Source organism: Enterococcus sp. AMC1157 (genome assembly GCF_058216555.1).
In genome coordinates this window covers 2,648,655-2,664,963 of record NZ_CM177099.1, presented here as the reverse complement: position 1 = coordinate 2,664,963, position 16,309 = coordinate 2,648,655, and the positions used below count along the sequence as shown (strand labels likewise).

The following is a 16,309-nucleotide window of genomic DNA, read 5'->3' as shown; positions in this document are numbered from 1 at the left end:
ACTCTATCTTTAAAATCTTTGCTTTCACGAAAATAGAAAAAACCACTTCCAAATAATAAAATGGACCCATAGATAAGGACAGTTTGAAAAAACACCTTACCTATAGGTCTGTTTTTGTGTACACTTAAGATAATAAATGACAGGAGGAATGACTAGATGACTGTAAAGTATTTTACACCAGAACAACTTGAAATCTTACTTGCCAATCCAAATGTAGTCACTGCGAGTTCAAAAGCAATTACCTATTCTGTTGATTTTAAAATGAAATTTATTGAAGAATATGAATTGGGAAAATCACCTTCACGTATTTTTGAAGAAGCAGGATTTGATGTTCAAGTACTCGGTACAGAGCGTATCAAAACAGCCACTTTTCGTTGGAAGAAAGCTGTAAAAAATGATGGGACTTTAGGATTACGAGATACTAGAAAAGTAAAGAGCGGACGTCCATTAAAACGAACATTAACTCCTGAAGAACAAATTGCAAAATTAGAAGCAGAAAATCTTTATTTAAAAGGAGAATTAGATTTCATAAAAAAGTTAGAGCTGAGCGAAAAAGGAAATCGAACCAATAAGTTAACAGCAGAACTTACCTTTTCGCTCATCGAAGAACTTTCTAAGAAATCTAGTCGCTCCATCAGTTTATTTTGTCGCTTAGCAGGTGTCTCTCGTAGTGGTTACTATGCCTATAAGAAGCGTAGTTTTAACGTACAGAAACAGCATCGAGAATTGGTACTCAAAAAAACAATTGAACAAGCACTTGCCTTTCGTTCGAAAGACAAAGGCACGCGATCCATTGTGATGACACTCAAAAACACATTTGGAATTATCATGAATCGAAAGTGTGTTCAACGAATCTGTCGTAAGTTTGGGCTACTTTCATCTGTTAGAAAAGCAAATCCTTATCGAAGACTAGCCAAAGCTACGAAAGAGCACAGTGTTGTAGAAAATAAACTTAAACGAGCTTTCAAACCTGGTATAGCAGGAAAAGTTTTACTGACAGATATCACCTACCTTCCCTATGGAAATCAAGCTATGGCTTATTTGTCGACCGTTAAAGATGCACAAACAAATGAAATCTTGGCTTACCAACTTTCAAATAACTTAAAAATAGATTTTGTATTGAACACAATGACACAATTAGTTGAGAAACATGGGCATCGTTTAGATACAGAAGTATTGATTCATTCAGACCAAGGTTCCCACTACACAAGTCCTAAATTTCAAAAATTGGTAAAATCTTTTGGAATTACTCAATCGATGAGCAGACGAGGAAACTGTTGGGATAATGCCCCGCAAGAATCCTTTTTCGGTCATATGAAAGACGAATGTGATTTTGATAATTGTCAATCTTATAAGGAAGTTCAATCCGTAATAGACGATTATATGGATTACTATAATAATGATCGTGGACAATGGAATTTGAAAAAGCTGGCACCGATTGATTACCGGTACCAGCTAATAGCTGCCTAAAAATTATTGGTTTCTTTTTGAAGTGTCCTTGACTTAGGGTCCACTTTATAAATAGAAGTAGTTTTACTTTTACGCTAAATCAAATTTTATATAATGATCTATTTGGAACTGCTAAAATTTATAGTAATTTTGACAAAGCTTGATCTAAATCAGCTACTAAATCATCAATGTGTTCAATTCCCACAGCAATTCGTAATAAATCTGGCGTTAGACCATAAGATTCACGAACCTCTTGAGGAATATCTGCGTGAGTTTGAGTTGTTGGATAAGTGATTAAACTTTCCACACCACCTAAGCTTTCAGCAAAGCTAAAAACTTCTAAACTTTGTAAAAATTCACCAATTTTTCTCTCGTCTACAACTTTTATACTAATCATTGCTCCAACACCTGTATAAAAAACATCCTTGATTGCTGAATGCTCGGCTAAGCGTTTAGCTATTTCTTGGGCATTTTTTTCTTGTTGATTAAAACGGATTTCCAAGGTTTTCAAACTACGAATAAAGAGCCAACAATCAAATGCACCCAAAGTTGGTCCTGAAGTATTTGCTAACCAAGCTAATTTTTCGCCAAGCTCTAAATCTTTGGCAATCACTACGCCAGCTAAAATATCATTATGACCTGCTAAAAATTTTGTTCCTGAATGAATGACCAAATCCGCCCCTTCTTTTAACGGTTGTTGACGCAAAGGCGTTAAGAAGGTATTATCCACAATTAATAAACACTCATTTGCTTTGCTTAATTCTGCCACTTCACTAATTGATACTTCATTCATCAGTGGATTAGTAGGTGTTTCTAAAAAAACACCTGTAAATTCGGACGTAATTTTAGCTTGTAAATCTGCTAAATCTGTAAAATATTCAAAGATAGCTATTCCTTTTTCTTCTAGATCATCAAAGAAACGGAAAGTTCCACCATACAAATCTCGAGAAACTAAAAATTTGCTTCCTACCTTGAAATAACTAAAAATTAATTGAATCGCACTCATTCCTGAACTAGTTACAACTGCTTTTGCTCCTGATTCTAATTTTGCTAATCCCTCTTCTAATATATCTCTCGTTGGATTTTTTGTTCGAGTGTAGTCATATCCTGTGCTTTCTCCCAAACCTGGATGTGCATAAGTAGTGGATAAATATATTGGCGCACTAATCGCCCCATTTTGTAGATCTGTACGGTTCCCTAACTGAACTAATTCTGTAGATACTTTTTTTTCAACCATGCTTTTCTCTCCCTTTTATCTATTAAAATGAATAAAAAAACGCCCCTTTGCTCAAAACAATAGTCTTGAACAAAGGGACGAAACAGCTCGTGTTACCACCCTAATTTATATCTTCTTCACAGATAGATACCTTATTGGTTCCAGTTGAAACCTTGCAATATAACGGTTGCTCCCGTATCGTTAGCGTGAACCAACGCTCTACTCAGAGTTCATCTTCACTACTTCCATCAGTTCCCTTTCTCACCAATCCGGGTTCTCTTTTCCAATTTCCATAGCTACTCTTCTCTTCAACGTTTTATATTATTAAAAATAAATAAGATTATGTCATAAGTATAGCTTTTATTGGGAGAAAAAGTCAATAAATAGTTAAATAGCCTTTCTGTATGGTTCTTTATCATCTGTTACTATTCACAGCAAATTTGACGCTTCACTGCGAGAGAGGCTTGCTTAGGTCAGCTTGGAACCACTCCAAGCCTGTAGTCTTGGAGCTTTCAAGCTTCACACGCCCAGTAACCAATCAATTGTTAAAGGTAACTGTGAATAGTAACTATCATCTTAGTGTCTGAATCATTCAGAACAAAACTTAGAACGGTTCACTTAAAACTAACTATACACTTGATTCCAAGCTAGCAATTCAAAATTCTCACCATCAGTTTCAAAGGTCGTCAAACTAGCATTCGCCAAAAGTCCATCTTCTCTTATCCGACTAATCTCTTTTTGCTGTAAAATCTGTCCTAAAGTTGTCAACAGAACTCCATGTGCCACAATTAAATGATTCTCTTCTTTGCCATATGCAAGGCCTGTGAGAAATTGTTTCCCACGGTCAATTAGCGCTAAGTAACTTTCTCCTTGAAATTCAGAAGGATCATATTTTTCTGGATAGTATTGTAAATTTTTTAATTGAGGATGATTCCGTTTATCTTCCAACAATTCTCCGTCCCATTCACCGAAGTCAATTTCTTTCAATAACGAATCTTGAATGATTTCCCCTTGCCAATTTGCATTTACTTTTATGATTTCTACTGCGGTTTCCAGTGCACGTAATTGCGGACTAGTATACACTCCTGTAAAAGAAGTCACTGCTAATACTTCACCTAATCTTGTTGCTTGGATTCTTCCTTCAGGCAATAGAGAAGCGTTGGCATGGCTCCCATTGAATCGATGAAGGGTATTGTTTTTAGTTAAACCGTGTCTTACAAAATATAATCTTGCCATAACTGCCTCCTGATTATTCCTAGCATAACGTAATTGATTTCCATAAATAAGAAAAACATCCGAACAAGTCGGCTGTATTTTTACCTAGTTTAGGTAAACCTTTCAGAAAGAATTATTATCTCTTCAGCAACTTTTTATCGTTCGGATATTTTATTGTTTACTCATTTATTTATGATCTAATTAAACCAACCTGCAAAAAATGAACGAATTGTTTCCCACAAGTTTGCGAAAAATCCTCTTGTTTCTTCACTATTCAATCGATCTTTAGCATTATCAATAAAATTGCGACCATTTTCAATTAAATCATCTTTCAAATTATTCAATTGCTCGGTAATTTGTTCATTATTGATAACTGGTGCTTGAGAGAAGTTATACATTGTATTTGATAAAGCCTCGATTTGATTTGTATTCAACACATTTTCTAAACCTTGGATATTCAATTGTTCAATGACAATCGTCTTCACTCTTTCACGGCCCTCAGCTTCATTTAAATTAGCCAATTCTTCTCTTATCTTTTGTAGCTCTAATTTAATTTCTGCCAAAGCCACAGCTAAATTATCATCAGAGAAATTTTCATTGTCTTGATTTTCTTCAGTAATTTCTGAGACCACTGAACTTTCTTCCTGTGCTACTTCTCGATTTTCTGCACGTTCTTGTGCTTCTTCTTCGGTAGCTGCCGGCTCTACTTCATCATAAATTTTATAAATTCCAGCAAGTGCACCACTACCATCCATGACTCTAACTGATGCAATTCGAATATCCGCATCATAGACACCACTAGTAATGGCTGCATTACGATAGTTTGCTTCAGTTCGAGAAGTAATATTCTCCGGCGTTTCAATAGTTACATTGACACCAGAGCCTTCTGATGTTCGAACCATATAAGCGCTAGAATAGGCTTTAGAGTCTGACGTAAATGAAGGGACATCAGTTACATATTTAACTAAATCATCTCCATCAACAAAAAATGTATTGTAAGCAGATTCCGTCACTTTTAATCGTTCAAGTGTTTGAGCTTGCTCATTCTCTGTTAAACCATTTCCTAAAGCCACACTTGGAATATCCCAGCCTTCATCTTTTGCTTTAGTTGTATCAGCAAAAACTGTCGTTACTGATAAAGTAAATGGCAATAAGATACTCGCCATTAAAGTAGTGCCAATTATTTTTTTAGTATTCATTTTTTACCCTCACTTCAATATTTTATCTGTTTATTTTTTCTCATAATTACTTGTTTATAATAAACATTGTAGCCTTAGATATTTTGATATTCAAAGATGAATCCAATTTTTGCCCTAAATTTAAAGAAATCTTGATGAATTGTTACTAAAAAAGACATTTCTACAGGCAAGATAATTTTGTTTATTTAGGTGATTTGTTACAGTTAAAGTAAGGAAAAAATCAGCTACTCACTAAAAAAGGAGAGGTCTTTATGGCTAAATATCAAAAAAATCGTCAGTTTAGTGAAAACAGTGAAGAACAAATAAAACGAATCCAGTTGATAGGAATTATCTCAGATTTCATTATCTTAGCTGTTGCCGCTTATTTTTATTTTACTGGACAGACCCAAATCGCCCTCATTGCACTGATTGTTGCTCTGGGTGGAATCTTAGTCTTTACTTTTGTTCTTCCACAATCGTTGCGCAAAAGAGCAGACACCTTAAGAGAACTAGATTCTCTTTTAGAAGTCACTCCACAAACACTTCGACATGGTGAACTTACTTATAATTGGACGGACGTTATAGCCATTTTACGAGTCACAGCAAAAAATGTTCCCAATGAGTACTCACCAATTCTTGTAGGAGATAATTTTTATATTCTCACGGATAAAATAGTCGATGATAAATTTACAAATTACTCCCCACTTACTTATAACCATGCTGGTTTTCAGCTGTTGCAAATTCGTTTGAGCTATTTTGAAAAGCCAGACGCACTTACTGAAGAATTGCTACAAGTAACCCGAGAAAAAAATATCGAATTTTTGGAAACTCAAGACGCCACAGCAGGTGAAAAATTTATTCACGAAAAATATAAACATAGAAATTAAAAAAAAGCCAACCAAAATTTTTGAAAAAACTTTGGTTGGCTTTTTTAATTTTACAGATTTCTAAAATCAACACACTCTATATTCTTTTCTTGTAATATTCCTTTCCATTTAGGATGAATTAACATCTCAACTTCTTGTGTTCTGGGAATTAAAAGAGAAGAATTTTTTAAAATAAAGTCATCTAAATAACCTGGATGAAAAATCATCATACCGATACCATCACTCGAAAGATTTTCAATCACTGTCATAAATGTTTGTCTAGGGTCATAATCAGGGAACATCGCTTCCATTGTTAAAAAGACTTTTGTTCCATTTACATAAACAAATTCCCGATTTCTCATGTTATTCGGATCAACATTCTCCGGTAAACCAAAATAGGTTAGCTCATGTTCTTTGGCAAAAAATTCCAAAAGCCCTAAAAAAGTTATCACTCACTACCGCATGGCCTGCGAAATAATCTGGTTTTCTACTAAATAAAGAAAAGCTTTATATTGAGCTTCAATTTCAATTAGTGCTTCTTCAAAAACAACAAAATCTATATCCGAAGATCGAAAATCTTTGGAAGATTTGAAAAAGCCTTCATCTGTTACTAAAGATGGAATCAAGTCAGGATCAGATAACGGTTTTCCCACACAAATATTTGTATGTTGACCAAAAGCAATATCTTCATCTTTTAATAAATTGACACCATGTTTTGATGCAGGCATGTTTGTCATAACACCGACACTAGCTATTAGTCCATCCTTTACTGACTTCTCAATTCCGTAGTTCACTGCTTCAGAATAACCTAGATCATCTGCACGAATTAAGATTTTTTTCATTCTTTCTCTACCTTTCAGATTCTATTCAAATTAATTTTAATGCTACCACAAATTTATTTTGTAAGCACTTTAATAGAAATATACTCTTCTTAAATTTCTTTTAGTGAAATTCATTCTTTTTTTTATACGAATTTTTTTCCAACAGAAATATACAATTTTTAAAGAAATAAATATACTCAAATCTTCACATTTTTTTTATATTTGTTCAATATTTATTTTCTATTCCCGTCAAACATTTACTTTTATAAAGTTATCCGAACCATTTAATAACCAAACATCAAATTACTTTTTTCACATATTTATTTACAATGTGTTTGTGATGTATTATACTATCTTCGGAAATAATTTTAGGGGGATTTAAAAATGAAAAAAGTTTTAAGTAGTTTGTTAATCGTTTCAGCTTTATTGTTTACGGCTTGTGGTACAGGTGGAACAAGTTCAACAGGTTCTAGCTCATCTGCTCCAGCTGAAACTTCAACTGAATCATCGGATGTAACTTCAGGGGCTTCGGTTCAAGAATACACTGATCCATCAGAGCTAAAAGATAGTTATGACATTATTATTGTTGGTGCTGGTGGTGCAGGAATGGCCGCTGCTATTCAAGCAAAAGAAGCAGGTGCAAATCCAGTTATTTTAGAAAAAATGCCAATTGCTGGTGGGAATACCTTAAAATCATCTGCCGGAATGAATGCTTCAGAAACAAAATTCCAAGAAGCAGAAGGTATTGAGGATTCAAATGATAAGTTTTTTGAAGAATCTTTAGCTGGTGGTGGAAATACTAACGATCAAGAATTGCTACGCTATTTTGTAGATCATTCAGCTGATGCTATCGACTGGTTAGACTCTATGGGAATTACGTTAGACAATTTAACAACTACAGGTGGCATGAGTGAACGAAGAACTCATCGTCCAACCGATGGATCAGCAGTCGGTGAATATTTGGTGGATGGCTTACTAAGAAACGTCCATGAACGAGAAATTCCATTATTCGTAAATGCAGATGTTTCTGAGATTACAGAAACCGATGGAACGGTGGATGGTGTCATAGCTACAATCAATGGTGAAGAAAAAACAATTTCGGCCAAAGCAGTTATCGTAACGACTGGTGGATTTGGGGCTAATATGGAAATGGTGAAAGAAAATAAACCAGAGCTTGATGGCTATGTAACAACAAATCAAGAAGGTTCAACAGGTGATGGGATTAAAATGATTCAAGCATTAGGTGGACAAACCGTTGATTTAGATCAAATTCAAATCCATCCGACAGTGGATCAATCAAAATCATTATTAATTACAGAAGCAGTTCGTGGTGAGGGTGCCATTTTAGTGAATCATGATGGAAATCGTTTCTTTAATGAAATGGAAACACGTGACAAAGTTTCAGCAGCAATTATTGCTTTACCAGAGCAATCTGCTTTCCTAATCTTTGATGCTTCTTTAAAAGATCGAGTAAAAGCCATCGATTTTTATGAATCACAAGGCTTAACGACTTCTGCAGATACTATTGAAGAATTAGCACAAGAAATTGGCGTTTCAGAAGAAAACTTATCAGAAACGTTAGCTACTTGGAATCAGGCAGTTGCCGACAAAGAAGACAGTGCATTTGGACGTGAGACAGCTATGGATAATGATTTATCTACTGGTCCATTCTATGCTATTCCAATTGCTCCAGGTATTCACCATACAATGGGTGGCGTAAAAATTAATACCAACACTCAAGTAATTAATAACGAAGATGCCGTTATTCCAGGACTTTATGCCGCTGGAGAAGTAACTGGTGGAATTCATGGAAGCAACCGAATTGGTGGAAATGCAGTAGCAGACATTATCATTTTTGGTCGTCAAGCAGGTACTCAAGCGGCTGAATTAGTAAAATAAATTTAATGATTAAAAGCGTAAGGGAAAAATTCCCCTACGCTTTTTGTATGCTTATTCAGCTAAATATTTACCAAAGAATTCTGTTAATTTTTCAACTGCAGGATCTACTGCTTTTGGTTGATCATATAAATCATAGTGACTAATTCCTGGCAATACCATAATGTCTTTTTCTTTTGAATCTGCACGAGTGTAAACTTCAAATCCATTACGATATGACATGAACGCACCAACTTTATCACCAACAATAATTTGTAATGGTTGAGTTAAGAATTTTTCTAATAAAATATTCGTATCAAATCCTAAAATTGCCGCATAGTTAGTAAATGGTACTAGATTTGATGATAATGGACAGAAACCACGATCTGTGAGATAGTAATCTACTGCTTCAACAAAGTCAATATCAGTCATTCCTGATTCTTTTAATTCTTCTGGTGAATTTGGAACCCATTTCACTTCATTTACTTCTGCTCCACGAGCTTCCACTGTACGTTGTTGACCTATTTGCTCTAACATACCAAGTAAATTTTCTTCTGGTCCAAAAGCACCACGGAAAGTTGCTCCTACGTTTGCTGGTGCAATCCCAGCAACTGCTTTGATACGACGTTCTGTTTTGGCAGCATGAATCGTGTAACCACCACCTGCACAAACCCCTGCAGCTCCAATTCGGTTTTCATCTACATAATCTAGTGTTACTAAATAATCAATGGAACGACTAATCTCTTCTGTACGTACAGCTGGGTCCTCTATATTGCGAGGTTCTCCCTCACTACGTCTTTGATAACTTGCATCAAACGTAATTATCACAAAACCATTGTTTGCTAATCTTTCAGCATAAATAGCTGCTGTTTGTTCTTTTACTCCACGACCGGGATGAACAACAACAATCCCTGAGTAAGTTTGATTTTCATCGAAGTTTTCTGGTAGATATAATTTTGCAGCCATTGTTAAACCAGCATTTGGAAATGTTACAGATTGTTTCATAATAAACATTTCTCCTTTTCGTTAATTAATTTTCTTAAATTAATTAATACTCTATAGCGCATTAATTAATTTATGTGTATAATATAAAATAGGAACTTCACTATTTCAATAACCAAATATAAAACAACGAAGCATTAATGCACGAAAAATAATAAATCACGTAATAAAAAGGAGGAACTTATGGAAAAAACAAAAATTGATCGTAGAATTTTAAAATCCCAAGCGGCAATTAAAATATCGTTCATTGAATTATTAACAGAAAATACCTTTGATAAAATTACCGTCAAAGATATTTGTGAAGGTGCCAATATTGGTAATCGAACGTTTTATCTACATTATATGGATAAATTTGATTTGCTCGATAAATTAATTGAAGAGCATTTAGAAGATTTAAAAGAAATCTGTCTTCAAAAAAAAGACTTAAGTATTGTTGAAGGTAGCCGTATTTGGTTTGGTTATTTCCAACAAAACAGAGAATTCTTTTCTACTTTATTTAATGGCAATGCAACGAACTCTTTTCGAAGTCAATTACTAACGATTATCACTACAGATATCGGATCTAAAATTGATCACGAAAAAATTCAGCGAAATGGATTAACCGATGATGTTTACTTACGATTTTTAGGTATGGCCATTATTGGGGTTATCGAAATGTACTTAGAAGATGCCGAAAATACTGACATAAATAATTTAGCTGATCAAGTTGGTAAGCTAGTAGAGCACAACTTATCTTAGTGAAAAAGGACATCATTATCTCCCTTTCTATTGATATGGTACAATTAAATTATCAAAGAAAACGAGGTGAAAAAGATGCGTATTCAATTATTGCTAATTCTACTATTAGCTGTCGGGATTATTTATTTCATTGGGCAATGGCTACGAGATAGACGGGATTTGGATGAGTCTTCTTCAATTAAAAGAGAACCTCATGAAATTTTACCGGAAGTTCAAAGCCGCTTAGCCACAGGTGAAAATAAAATTGCTGTCATAAAATTTGTTCGCGATGAAACAGGACTGGGATTGGAAGCAGCCAAGGAATTTGTGGAAAGACAATCCGTCATCCCCACTGTTCCCCCAAATGAAGAAGAGCTCTTTACGATTGTCCGTGAACAATTAAAAAATGGTGCGGGTAACATTCAAATGGTAAAATATGTTCGTGAACAAACAGGTTATGGTTTAAAAGAAGCCAAAGAATTTGTAGATCGGATCAATAATACAATTTAATCAATAGAAACAGATTTTCTTATTTCTTGAAAATCTGTTTTTATTTGTGTGTTTAGCTGTTATTCATTTCTTGATTCAACTATAAACTTAACGTACTATTGAGGTACTAAACAACGTGGTGAATCCCATGCTTTTACAAGAAAAAATTCAGACGATCTCCTTTTCTTCCAATGAACAGCTTGTCTTGGATTTTATTTCTTCCAAACAAGATCAAATTGAATTTTGCTCAACGACAAAAATTGCCGAAGAAACCTATACTTCTCCATCTGTGCTAGTTCGAATTGCTAAGAAACTAGGCTTTAATGGATGGACTGAATTCAAAAGAGCATATTTGGAAGAAATTCGTTACTTACGTTCAAATTTTCAAGATTTGGATGCAAATAAGCCGTTTGTAAAAGACGACTCTATTCAAGATATCGCTGGAAAATTAGCTCAGCTAAAAAAAGAAAGTCTCGCCGATAGCCTCTCTCTTATCAATCCAAACAATTAGAGCAAGCTACCCTCCTATTAAAGCAACAAAAAACATTCAAGTTTTTTGCTTTATCTAACTTACTTTTTCTTGGAGAAGAATTTGTTTTCAAATTAAGACATATCCAAAAGTCGGCGGAAATTTTCACTATTCAAAATACCATGTATCAAGAAGCAGCGATGAGTTCTCACCAAAATTATGACATCTCTGAAGCAACTAGCGAAAGTTCAGCAGTTCAAGAAACTAGTTCCACAGAAGATTCTTCTAATTCCCTATCTTTAGTATCAATCAATCTAGAAAATCATTTTCTAGCAGACAATAGTAGTATCAAGCTGTCCACTCCGAATCAATTGCTTTACTCTACTTCAGATTCTTATGCGGATACAACATTCCTCATTGAAACCCAACTAGATAAATTGGATATAGAAGATACACGAATCGTTGAGAATGAAGAGAGTGAATCTTTGGTTGTAACAACCTATTTTGAAGGTTAAAATCTTAAAGTGATTATTAGTAAAAATAGTGATGATAATCGTGAAGGTTTAGTTGCTGTTACTGAGGAATAAAATTTTTTTAAATTAGACTATTTAGAGATAAAAAAAGAAAAGTGTTGGCATTTTATTGGCAAAAAATTTTTAAGAGTTCACATTAAAACAGACTATGGCATAGGTATTTGAAAAAACACTTGTGTCATAGTCTATTTTTAGTAGTTACTTTCTTATCTAAATCGGTTCAAAACCTTGTCATATCAACAAAAAAAGAAGCCGCGAGAATTGTTTTCGAAATGCTTTCGCACCAACAATTCTCCGGCTTCGTGGGTTTGGCACCCATGGGGGCATAGGGACTCGAACCCTAGACCCAATGATTAAGAGTCATTTGCTCTACCAACTGAGCTATGCCCCCCTATCAAACTACCTGTTTATAGTAGCATTCTGATTTTAAATTTTCAAGAGAAGAGGAAAATAATTTTCTCATTTTTAATTATCATTTCAAAAAGTAATTTTTGAACAAGATTAACATCCATAAAATAGACTACGAGATAAAAATACAAAAACAGTCAGAAAACTTAACAATCACTCGAGTTTTCTGGTTAGGTATCTTTTATTCTTAATTTTTATCTTGTTAAAAGTTGATACGTTTTTTTCTACTTAGTTACTCTGCAAAATCTCTAACATCTTTTGATAACCCAACTCTTTGGCATAATCTTCTGCCGTTTTGGCATAGTTTATCTCGCAGTGTCTGATCGGCTCCATTATCTACTAACTCTTGAACAATCTTTTGATAATTTTCCGATCCATCTCTTAAAGCGACTGCTTCGATTAACGCCGTATAACCATAATTATTTTGATGATCAATATCTACTGAATCATCTGCTAACAATAAACGAACGTTATCAAGATGCCCTTTTTCAGCTGCGGGAATCAGACCGTTGCCTCCAAAACGATTAAAAACCGTTTGATTTGGTGTACTGTTTTCCATCATAAATTTAAGAATTTCGGTTTTCCCTTGGGTAGCTGCGTATAGATAGGGGCTGTCCTGAGTATGGTCTTGTAAGTTGACATCGGCTCCTACCGTAATCAAGGCTTGGGCAATTTCGATCTGATTTTCGTGAGTAGCAATCAAAAGTGCTGACTCTCCTTGATTGTTTCTTTCGTCTTTATCATAATTTTTGTCTTGTAAGATTTCTTTGACAAGAGTCAAATTGTTTTCTTCCACTGCTTTGATTAAACTTCCTGATGAATAACTCATTGTTTCTCCTCCTGTACTCTGACTAGTTGATTCGATACTATCTGAAGTTATCTCTGAATCTTTAACAAAACTATCTATTGGAACTGATAATTCCTCTACTGCTGTTTCAAGTTTCTCACTACACCCTACTAAAAGGAACATGGTCATACTTAGTAATATCTTTTGCTTGATTTTCATAAAATTTTTCCACTTATTTCTCCTAAAGATAAAAAATCTCATGCTTTTATGTTCAATTTTAGCATATAATAGCATAAACACTTATTCAGGAGGAATCTTATGTCCATAAAAAAAGTTAGTCATTCTCTTTTCTTTTATTTTATCAGTGCGCTAGGAATTAGTCTGTGCATTAAAGCGATGGTTGGTGTCAGCAGCTTTAATGCTTTGAATACGGCTTTAGCAGATGTGCTTCATTTAAAAATCGGGACAGTTACAACGATATTTAATTTATTTTTTCTTGGGGTTTGTTGGCTGATGGATGCAAAAAGAGATAAAAAACACTATCTACTGATGTTGGTTTCTCTAGTTAGTTTTGGTGAAATTATCAATCTTTTCTTATACTCTTTTCTTTCTCAGGTAACTTTCACTTCTTATGGTTTTCGTCTGTTAATTTTTGCCCTAGGGACGATCATTGGTGGTCTTGGAACAGGGCAAGTATTACGTTTAGACCTATTAAAATTTCCAATTGAAAACTTCTGTCTATTAGTTTCAGATCGAACTCAAAAAAGTTTTTCATTTTATCGTTATAGTTTTGACATTCTTTGCGTGGGATTTTCTTTATTACTAACGTATTCATTTTCACTTCCCCTATTTGTTCGTGAAGGAACTCTAATTAGTCTATTTTTATTATCCGGTGCGATTGGTTGGTCAAAAAATCTTTTTGCAACGCCTGAAACGCTTGCCCCTTCCGTAGCCGATAATAGTACGCTTTCGGAAAAACCAACAGACTATTAATCTATTCTATAAAATGATTGCCGTAAGAATTGATTCTATAATCAAAATTCTTACGGCTTTTTTATATACATAGTAGACATTTATCTACATAAATTTTTAGAGCGGAACTTTTCTATCAATTTCCTAAAGGTGAACGACAAACGCCCAAATCAATTTTTCCATGTTCTTTAATTGCTTTTTTTAATGCTGGAAGAGGACTTGAGGCAAAAATATTATCCAATTCACGTTGATAGCAAAAACTTGCTTCAGATTGATGAAGCAAAAGTTCATTAAACCAAGTCTTAATTTCGCTTGGGAAAACATTGCCACCAATTGAAGACAGCCTAGTAAATCCTAATCTGACTTTTTTAGCTAAATTATCTTCACCACCAGCGTAAATATAAAAGGCCTTACCTTCTGGTTGGATAAATTGACTAACCTTAGTTGGCTCTCCTGCTTCTTTTATTCCTATAATAATTGGCAGTTGGAATAACTCATTTGCAGAATCTACACTTAAATCAAAACCTGTACGTCTAGGATTATTATAGATGATGACTGGTTTATTGACTTGTTGAGCAATATTTTTGATATAAATTTTCGCTTCCTGTTGGTTAGGAATAATATACGGCGAAAAACCTACCAGGACACCTGAGATTTTTTTAGAATTACTAACTATTTTTGCTAAGCTCATCGCTTCTTGTTGTCTGATACTTGAAATGCCAAAAATTATTTCAAATTCTGGATGGAAGCTTTCCTCTTTTTCAATACTTTCCACTAATTGTCGTTTTTCTTCCAAAGACAAACTATGTTGTTCTCCTGTCGTTCCACAAACTAAAACCGAGGATACCTTTTGACTTTGCAAATACAAAATATGTTCTATCGTTGCCGCTACATTCAATGATTCGTCCTCATGAAAAGCCGTTGGAACAGCTACATGATACGAATGTTTTAAATCATATTTCATGAAAATCTCCTCTCTTCCCAATAGATTTTCTTTTATTATTCAATACTTTTTCTCAGAACACAATCAACTAGATTAGAATGAATAAATTTTTTGTTCTATTAAAAATTAGATAGAACTTAATTTATTTGACTGTAATAAAAAAGTAGTGGTGATGGAAGACTGGATTTGGATAGAATTTTTCTTTTTCGAAGCGGAGAGCAAGTTTGTGTGCGATTTTTTTAGTTTTTCGAATAAAAGAGCAAGTTTATGTGCGACTTTTTTTGTTTTTCGAACAAAAGAGTGAGTTTGTGTACGACTTTTTCTGTTTTTCGAACAAAAGAGCAAGTTTGTGTGCGATTTTTTCTGTTTCTCGAACAAAAGAGCAAGTTTGTGTGCGATTTTTTCTGTTTCTCGAACAGTGGAGCTTGCCACCGTTCGAGTTTCTTCTTTTTTCGAGCCGTGGACTGTGCTTGCGTATTATTTTTCAAATAGAATCTCCCTCATTTCCACAAACAAAAAAATGAAACGATCTCTTTTTTCGAGATCGTTTCATTGATTTTTATAAGGCTAAAATTTTCTCAATCGTTGTCAAAACACCACTTTCGTCATTTGACTTGGTCACAAAGGCAGCAATTTCTTTAATTTCTTCAAAAGCATTACTCATCGCAAAACTGTAAGTAGCTGTTTCTAGCAACTCACGGTCATTTAAGCCATCTCCAAATGCCATCGTCTCTTCTTTAGTCACGCCAAGCATTTTTTGTAGCTCTTCAACTGTTGTTCCTTTGTGCACGCCATATTTAGAAATGTCAATCCAAGCTGCTTCTGAAGCTACGATATATGCACGATCTTTAAAGGAATCTAATTCTTTTACATGCTCAAAACATCTTTTTTGATTATCAAACACCGTAATTTTTACGAAATCTTCTTGAATATCTTGATAGTCATCGACTGTTTTTACGACTGCATAAGATCTGCGAATCATTTTAGCATCTGTTTCTGGCGTTGTTGATTTAATGAAAGCAGCGGTTGGGGTACACGCAATGATAATATGATCTGTCGCTATTTCTTCTAATTTTTCGATAATTGATACGCCTAATTCATTTTTTAATAATGATTCATAAACGTATTCTCCATTATGTTTGATTCTGGTGGCACTGTCTCCTAAAATCCAGATATTCTGGCTTAATTCTTCACCAAATAATTCTTCTACTCGTTCACATTGTTTCCCAGTACAAGCAGCAAACACAACTTCTTTTTCATTCATCAATTGACGAACTTTCTTGTAATGTTCCTTATCAAAGTCTCCTTGGCTATTTAAAAATGTTCCATCTAAATCGGTAATGACTAATTTAATCATGATTTTCCTCAT

At 34.3% G+C, this 16,309-nt stretch carries 17 protein-coding genes and 1 tRNA gene; 8 read left to right on the top strand and 10 right to left on the bottom strand.

Annotated elements, in window-relative coordinates:
* Positions 1–156 precede the first annotated feature (156 nt).
* Positions 157–1,470: an IS3 family transposase gene (locus AC4BBX_RS13040; RefSeq protein WP_490454242.1), complete on the top strand. Its 1,314-nt coding sequence runs from the start codon at positions 157–159 to the stop codon at positions 1,468–1,470.
* Positions 1,471–1,588: 118 nt separating this feature from the next.
* Here AC4BBX_RS13040 and AC4BBX_RS13035 read toward each other — a convergent pair whose 3' ends face one another.
* From AC4BBX_RS13035 to AC4BBX_RS13025, 3 genes are all read right to left on the bottom strand, one after another.
* Positions 1,589–2,686 (bottom strand): PLP-dependent transferase, encoded by a 1,098-nt coding sequence (locus tag AC4BBX_RS13035; RefSeq protein ID WP_490454241.1) that lies wholly within the window; start codon positions 2,684–2,686, stop codon positions 1,589–1,591.
* Between the two features lie 603 nt (positions 2,687–3,289).
* Entirely contained in the window at positions 3,290–3,901 is a 612-nt protein-coding gene (locus tag AC4BBX_RS13030) for a histidine phosphatase family protein (protein WP_490454240.1), read from the bottom strand.
* A gap of 176 nt (positions 3,902–4,077) precedes the next feature.
* Positions 4,078–5,079, bottom strand: coding sequence for a DUF1002 domain-containing protein (locus AC4BBX_RS13025; RefSeq protein WP_490454239.1), 1,002 nt, complete (start codon positions 5,077–5,079; stop codon positions 4,078–4,080).
* Positions 5,080–5,330: 251 nt separating this feature from the next.
* Between AC4BBX_RS13025 and AC4BBX_RS13020 the strand changes: the two genes are divergently transcribed.
* A complete protein-coding gene (locus tag AC4BBX_RS13020; protein ID WP_490454238.1) occupies positions 5,331–5,945 on the top strand; it encodes a hypothetical protein in 615 nt (204 codons plus the stop codon).
* A gap of 50 nt (positions 5,946–5,995) precedes the next feature.
* Here the strand turns inward: AC4BBX_RS13020 and AC4BBX_RS13015 are convergent, their stop codons facing one another.
* Complete coding sequence (locus AC4BBX_RS13015) at positions 5,996–6,376, bottom strand: hypothetical protein (RefSeq protein ID WP_490454237.1); 381 nt, start codon at positions 6,374–6,376, stop codon at positions 5,996–5,998.
* A gap of 3 nt (positions 6,377–6,379) precedes the next feature.
* Entirely contained in the window at positions 6,380–6,766 is a 387-nt protein-coding gene (locus tag AC4BBX_RS13010) for a ChbG/HpnK family deacetylase (RefSeq protein WP_490454236.1), read from the bottom strand.
* A gap of 363 nt (positions 6,767–7,129) precedes the next feature.
* Between AC4BBX_RS13010 and AC4BBX_RS13005 the strand changes: the two genes are divergently transcribed.
* Positions 7,130–8,644, top strand: coding sequence for a flavocytochrome c (locus AC4BBX_RS13005; protein WP_490454235.1), 1,515 nt, complete (start codon positions 7,130–7,132; stop codon positions 8,642–8,644).
* A gap of 51 nt (positions 8,645–8,695) precedes the next feature.
* Here the strand turns inward: AC4BBX_RS13005 and AC4BBX_RS13000 are convergent, their stop codons facing one another.
* A complete protein-coding gene (locus AC4BBX_RS13000; RefSeq protein WP_490454234.1) occupies positions 8,696–9,625 on the bottom strand; it encodes an alpha/beta hydrolase in 930 nt (309 codons plus the stop codon).
* Positions 9,626–9,805: 180 nt separating this feature from the next.
* On the opposite strand from AC4BBX_RS13000, the gene AC4BBX_RS12995 reads away from it, so the two are divergent.
* The 4 genes from AC4BBX_RS12995 to AC4BBX_RS12980 all read left to right on the top strand — a co-directional run bounded on the left by AC4BBX_RS12995 (position 9,806) and on the right by AC4BBX_RS12980 (position 11,812).
* Positions 9,806–10,360: a TetR/AcrR family transcriptional regulator gene (locus tag AC4BBX_RS12995; RefSeq protein ID WP_490454233.1), complete on the top strand. Its 555-nt coding sequence runs from the start codon at positions 9,806–9,808 to the stop codon at positions 10,358–10,360.
* Between the two features lie 75 nt (positions 10,361–10,435).
* Positions 10,436–10,849, top strand: coding sequence for a ribosomal protein L7/L12 (locus AC4BBX_RS12990; protein WP_490454232.1), 414 nt, complete (start codon positions 10,436–10,438; stop codon positions 10,847–10,849).
* A 127-nt stretch (positions 10,850–10,976) separates the two neighbouring features.
* Positions 10,977–11,339 (top strand): MurR/RpiR family transcriptional regulator, encoded by a 363-nt coding sequence (locus tag AC4BBX_RS12985; protein WP_490454231.1) that lies wholly within the window; start codon positions 10,977–10,979, stop codon positions 11,337–11,339.
* A gap of 158 nt (positions 11,340–11,497) precedes the next feature.
* Positions 11,498–11,812: a hypothetical protein gene (locus tag AC4BBX_RS12980; RefSeq protein ID WP_490454230.1), complete on the top strand. Its 315-nt coding sequence runs from the start codon at positions 11,498–11,500 to the stop codon at positions 11,810–11,812.
* 336 nt (positions 11,813–12,148) lie between these two features.
* Here the strand turns inward: AC4BBX_RS12980 and AC4BBX_RS12975 are convergent.
* Together AC4BBX_RS12975 and AC4BBX_RS12970 are read right to left on the bottom strand one after the other, a co-directional pair.
* A tRNA-Lys gene (locus AC4BBX_RS12975) sits at positions 12,149–12,221 on the bottom strand.
* A 249-nt stretch (positions 12,222–12,470) separates the two neighbouring features.
* Positions 12,471–13,244, bottom strand: coding sequence for an ankyrin repeat domain-containing protein (locus AC4BBX_RS12970; protein WP_490454229.1), 774 nt, complete (start codon positions 13,242–13,244; stop codon positions 12,471–12,473).
* Positions 13,245–13,343: 99 nt separating this feature from the next.
* Here AC4BBX_RS12970 and AC4BBX_RS12965 point away from each other — a divergent pair, with 99 nt between their 5' ends.
* On the top strand, positions 13,344–14,018 hold the full coding sequence (locus AC4BBX_RS12965; RefSeq protein ID WP_490454228.1) for a YczE/YyaS/YitT family protein: 675 nt from the start codon (positions 13,344–13,346) through the stop codon (positions 14,016–14,018).
* Positions 14,019–14,133: 115 nt separating this feature from the next.
* Here the strand turns inward: AC4BBX_RS12965 and AC4BBX_RS12960 are convergent, their stop codons facing one another.
* Both AC4BBX_RS12960 and AC4BBX_RS12955 read right to left on the bottom strand, forming a co-directional pair.
* A complete protein-coding gene (locus AC4BBX_RS12960; protein WP_490454227.1) occupies positions 14,134–14,961 on the bottom strand; it encodes a dihydrodipicolinate synthase family protein in 828 nt (275 codons plus the stop codon).
* A 538-nt stretch (positions 14,962–15,499) separates the two neighbouring features.
* Complete coding sequence (locus tag AC4BBX_RS12955; protein WP_490454226.1) at positions 15,500–16,297, bottom strand: Cof-type HAD-IIB family hydrolase; 798 nt, start codon at positions 16,295–16,297, stop codon at positions 15,500–15,502.
* Between the last annotated feature and the right edge of the window lie 12 nt (positions 16,298–16,309).

Bases quoted from the DNA above. Each gene is read 5' to 3' on its own strand.
- AC4BBX_RS13040 (WP_490454242.1), top strand. From the start codon at position 157: ATGACTGTAAAGTATTTTACACCAGAACAACTTGAAATCTTACTTGCC.
- AC4BBX_RS13035 (WP_490454241.1), bottom strand. From the start codon at position 2,686: ATGGTTGAAAAAAAAGTATCTACAGAATTAGTTCAGTTAGGGAACCGT.
- AC4BBX_RS13030 (WP_490454240.1), bottom strand. From the start codon at position 3,901: ATGGCAAGATTATATTTTGTAAGACACGGTTTAACTAAAAACAATACC.
- AC4BBX_RS13025 (WP_490454239.1), bottom strand. From the start codon at position 5,079: ATGAATACTAAAAAAATAATTGGCACTACTTTAATGGCGAGTATCTTA.
- AC4BBX_RS13020 (WP_490454238.1), top strand. From the start codon at position 5,331: ATGGCTAAATATCAAAAAAATCGTCAGTTTAGTGAAAACAGTGAAGAA.
- AC4BBX_RS13010 (WP_490454236.1), bottom strand. From the start codon at position 6,766: ATGAAAAAAATCTTAATTCGTGCAGATGATCTAGGTTATTCTGAAGCA.
- AC4BBX_RS13005 (WP_490454235.1), top strand. From the start codon at position 7,130: ATGAAAAAAGTTTTAAGTAGTTTGTTAATCGTTTCAGCTTTATTGTTT.
- AC4BBX_RS13000 (WP_490454234.1), bottom strand. From the start codon at position 9,625: ATGAAACAATCTGTAACATTTCCAAATGCTGGTTTAACAATGGCTGCA.
- AC4BBX_RS12995 (WP_490454233.1), top strand. From the start codon at position 9,806: ATGGAAAAAACAAAAATTGATCGTAGAATTTTAAAATCCCAAGCGGCA.
- AC4BBX_RS12990 (WP_490454232.1), top strand. From the start codon at position 10,436: ATGCGTATTCAATTATTGCTAATTCTACTATTAGCTGTCGGGATTATT.
- AC4BBX_RS12985 (WP_490454231.1), top strand. From the start codon at position 10,977: ATGCTTTTACAAGAAAAAATTCAGACGATCTCCTTTTCTTCCAATGAA.
- AC4BBX_RS12980 (WP_490454230.1), top strand. From the start codon at position 11,498: ATGAGTTCTCACCAAAATTATGACATCTCTGAAGCAACTAGCGAAAGT.
- AC4BBX_RS12970 (WP_490454229.1), bottom strand. From the start codon at position 13,244: ATGAAAATCAAGCAAAAGATATTACTAAGTATGACCATGTTCCTTTTA.
- AC4BBX_RS12965 (WP_490454228.1), top strand. From the start codon at position 13,344: ATGTCCATAAAAAAAGTTAGTCATTCTCTTTTCTTTTATTTTATCAGT.
- AC4BBX_RS12960 (WP_490454227.1), bottom strand. From the start codon at position 14,961: ATGAAATATGATTTAAAACATTCGTATCATGTAGCTGTTCCAACGGCT.
- AC4BBX_RS12955 (WP_490454226.1), bottom strand. From the start codon at position 16,297: ATGATTAAATTAGTCATTACCGATTTAGATGGAACATTTTTAAATAGC.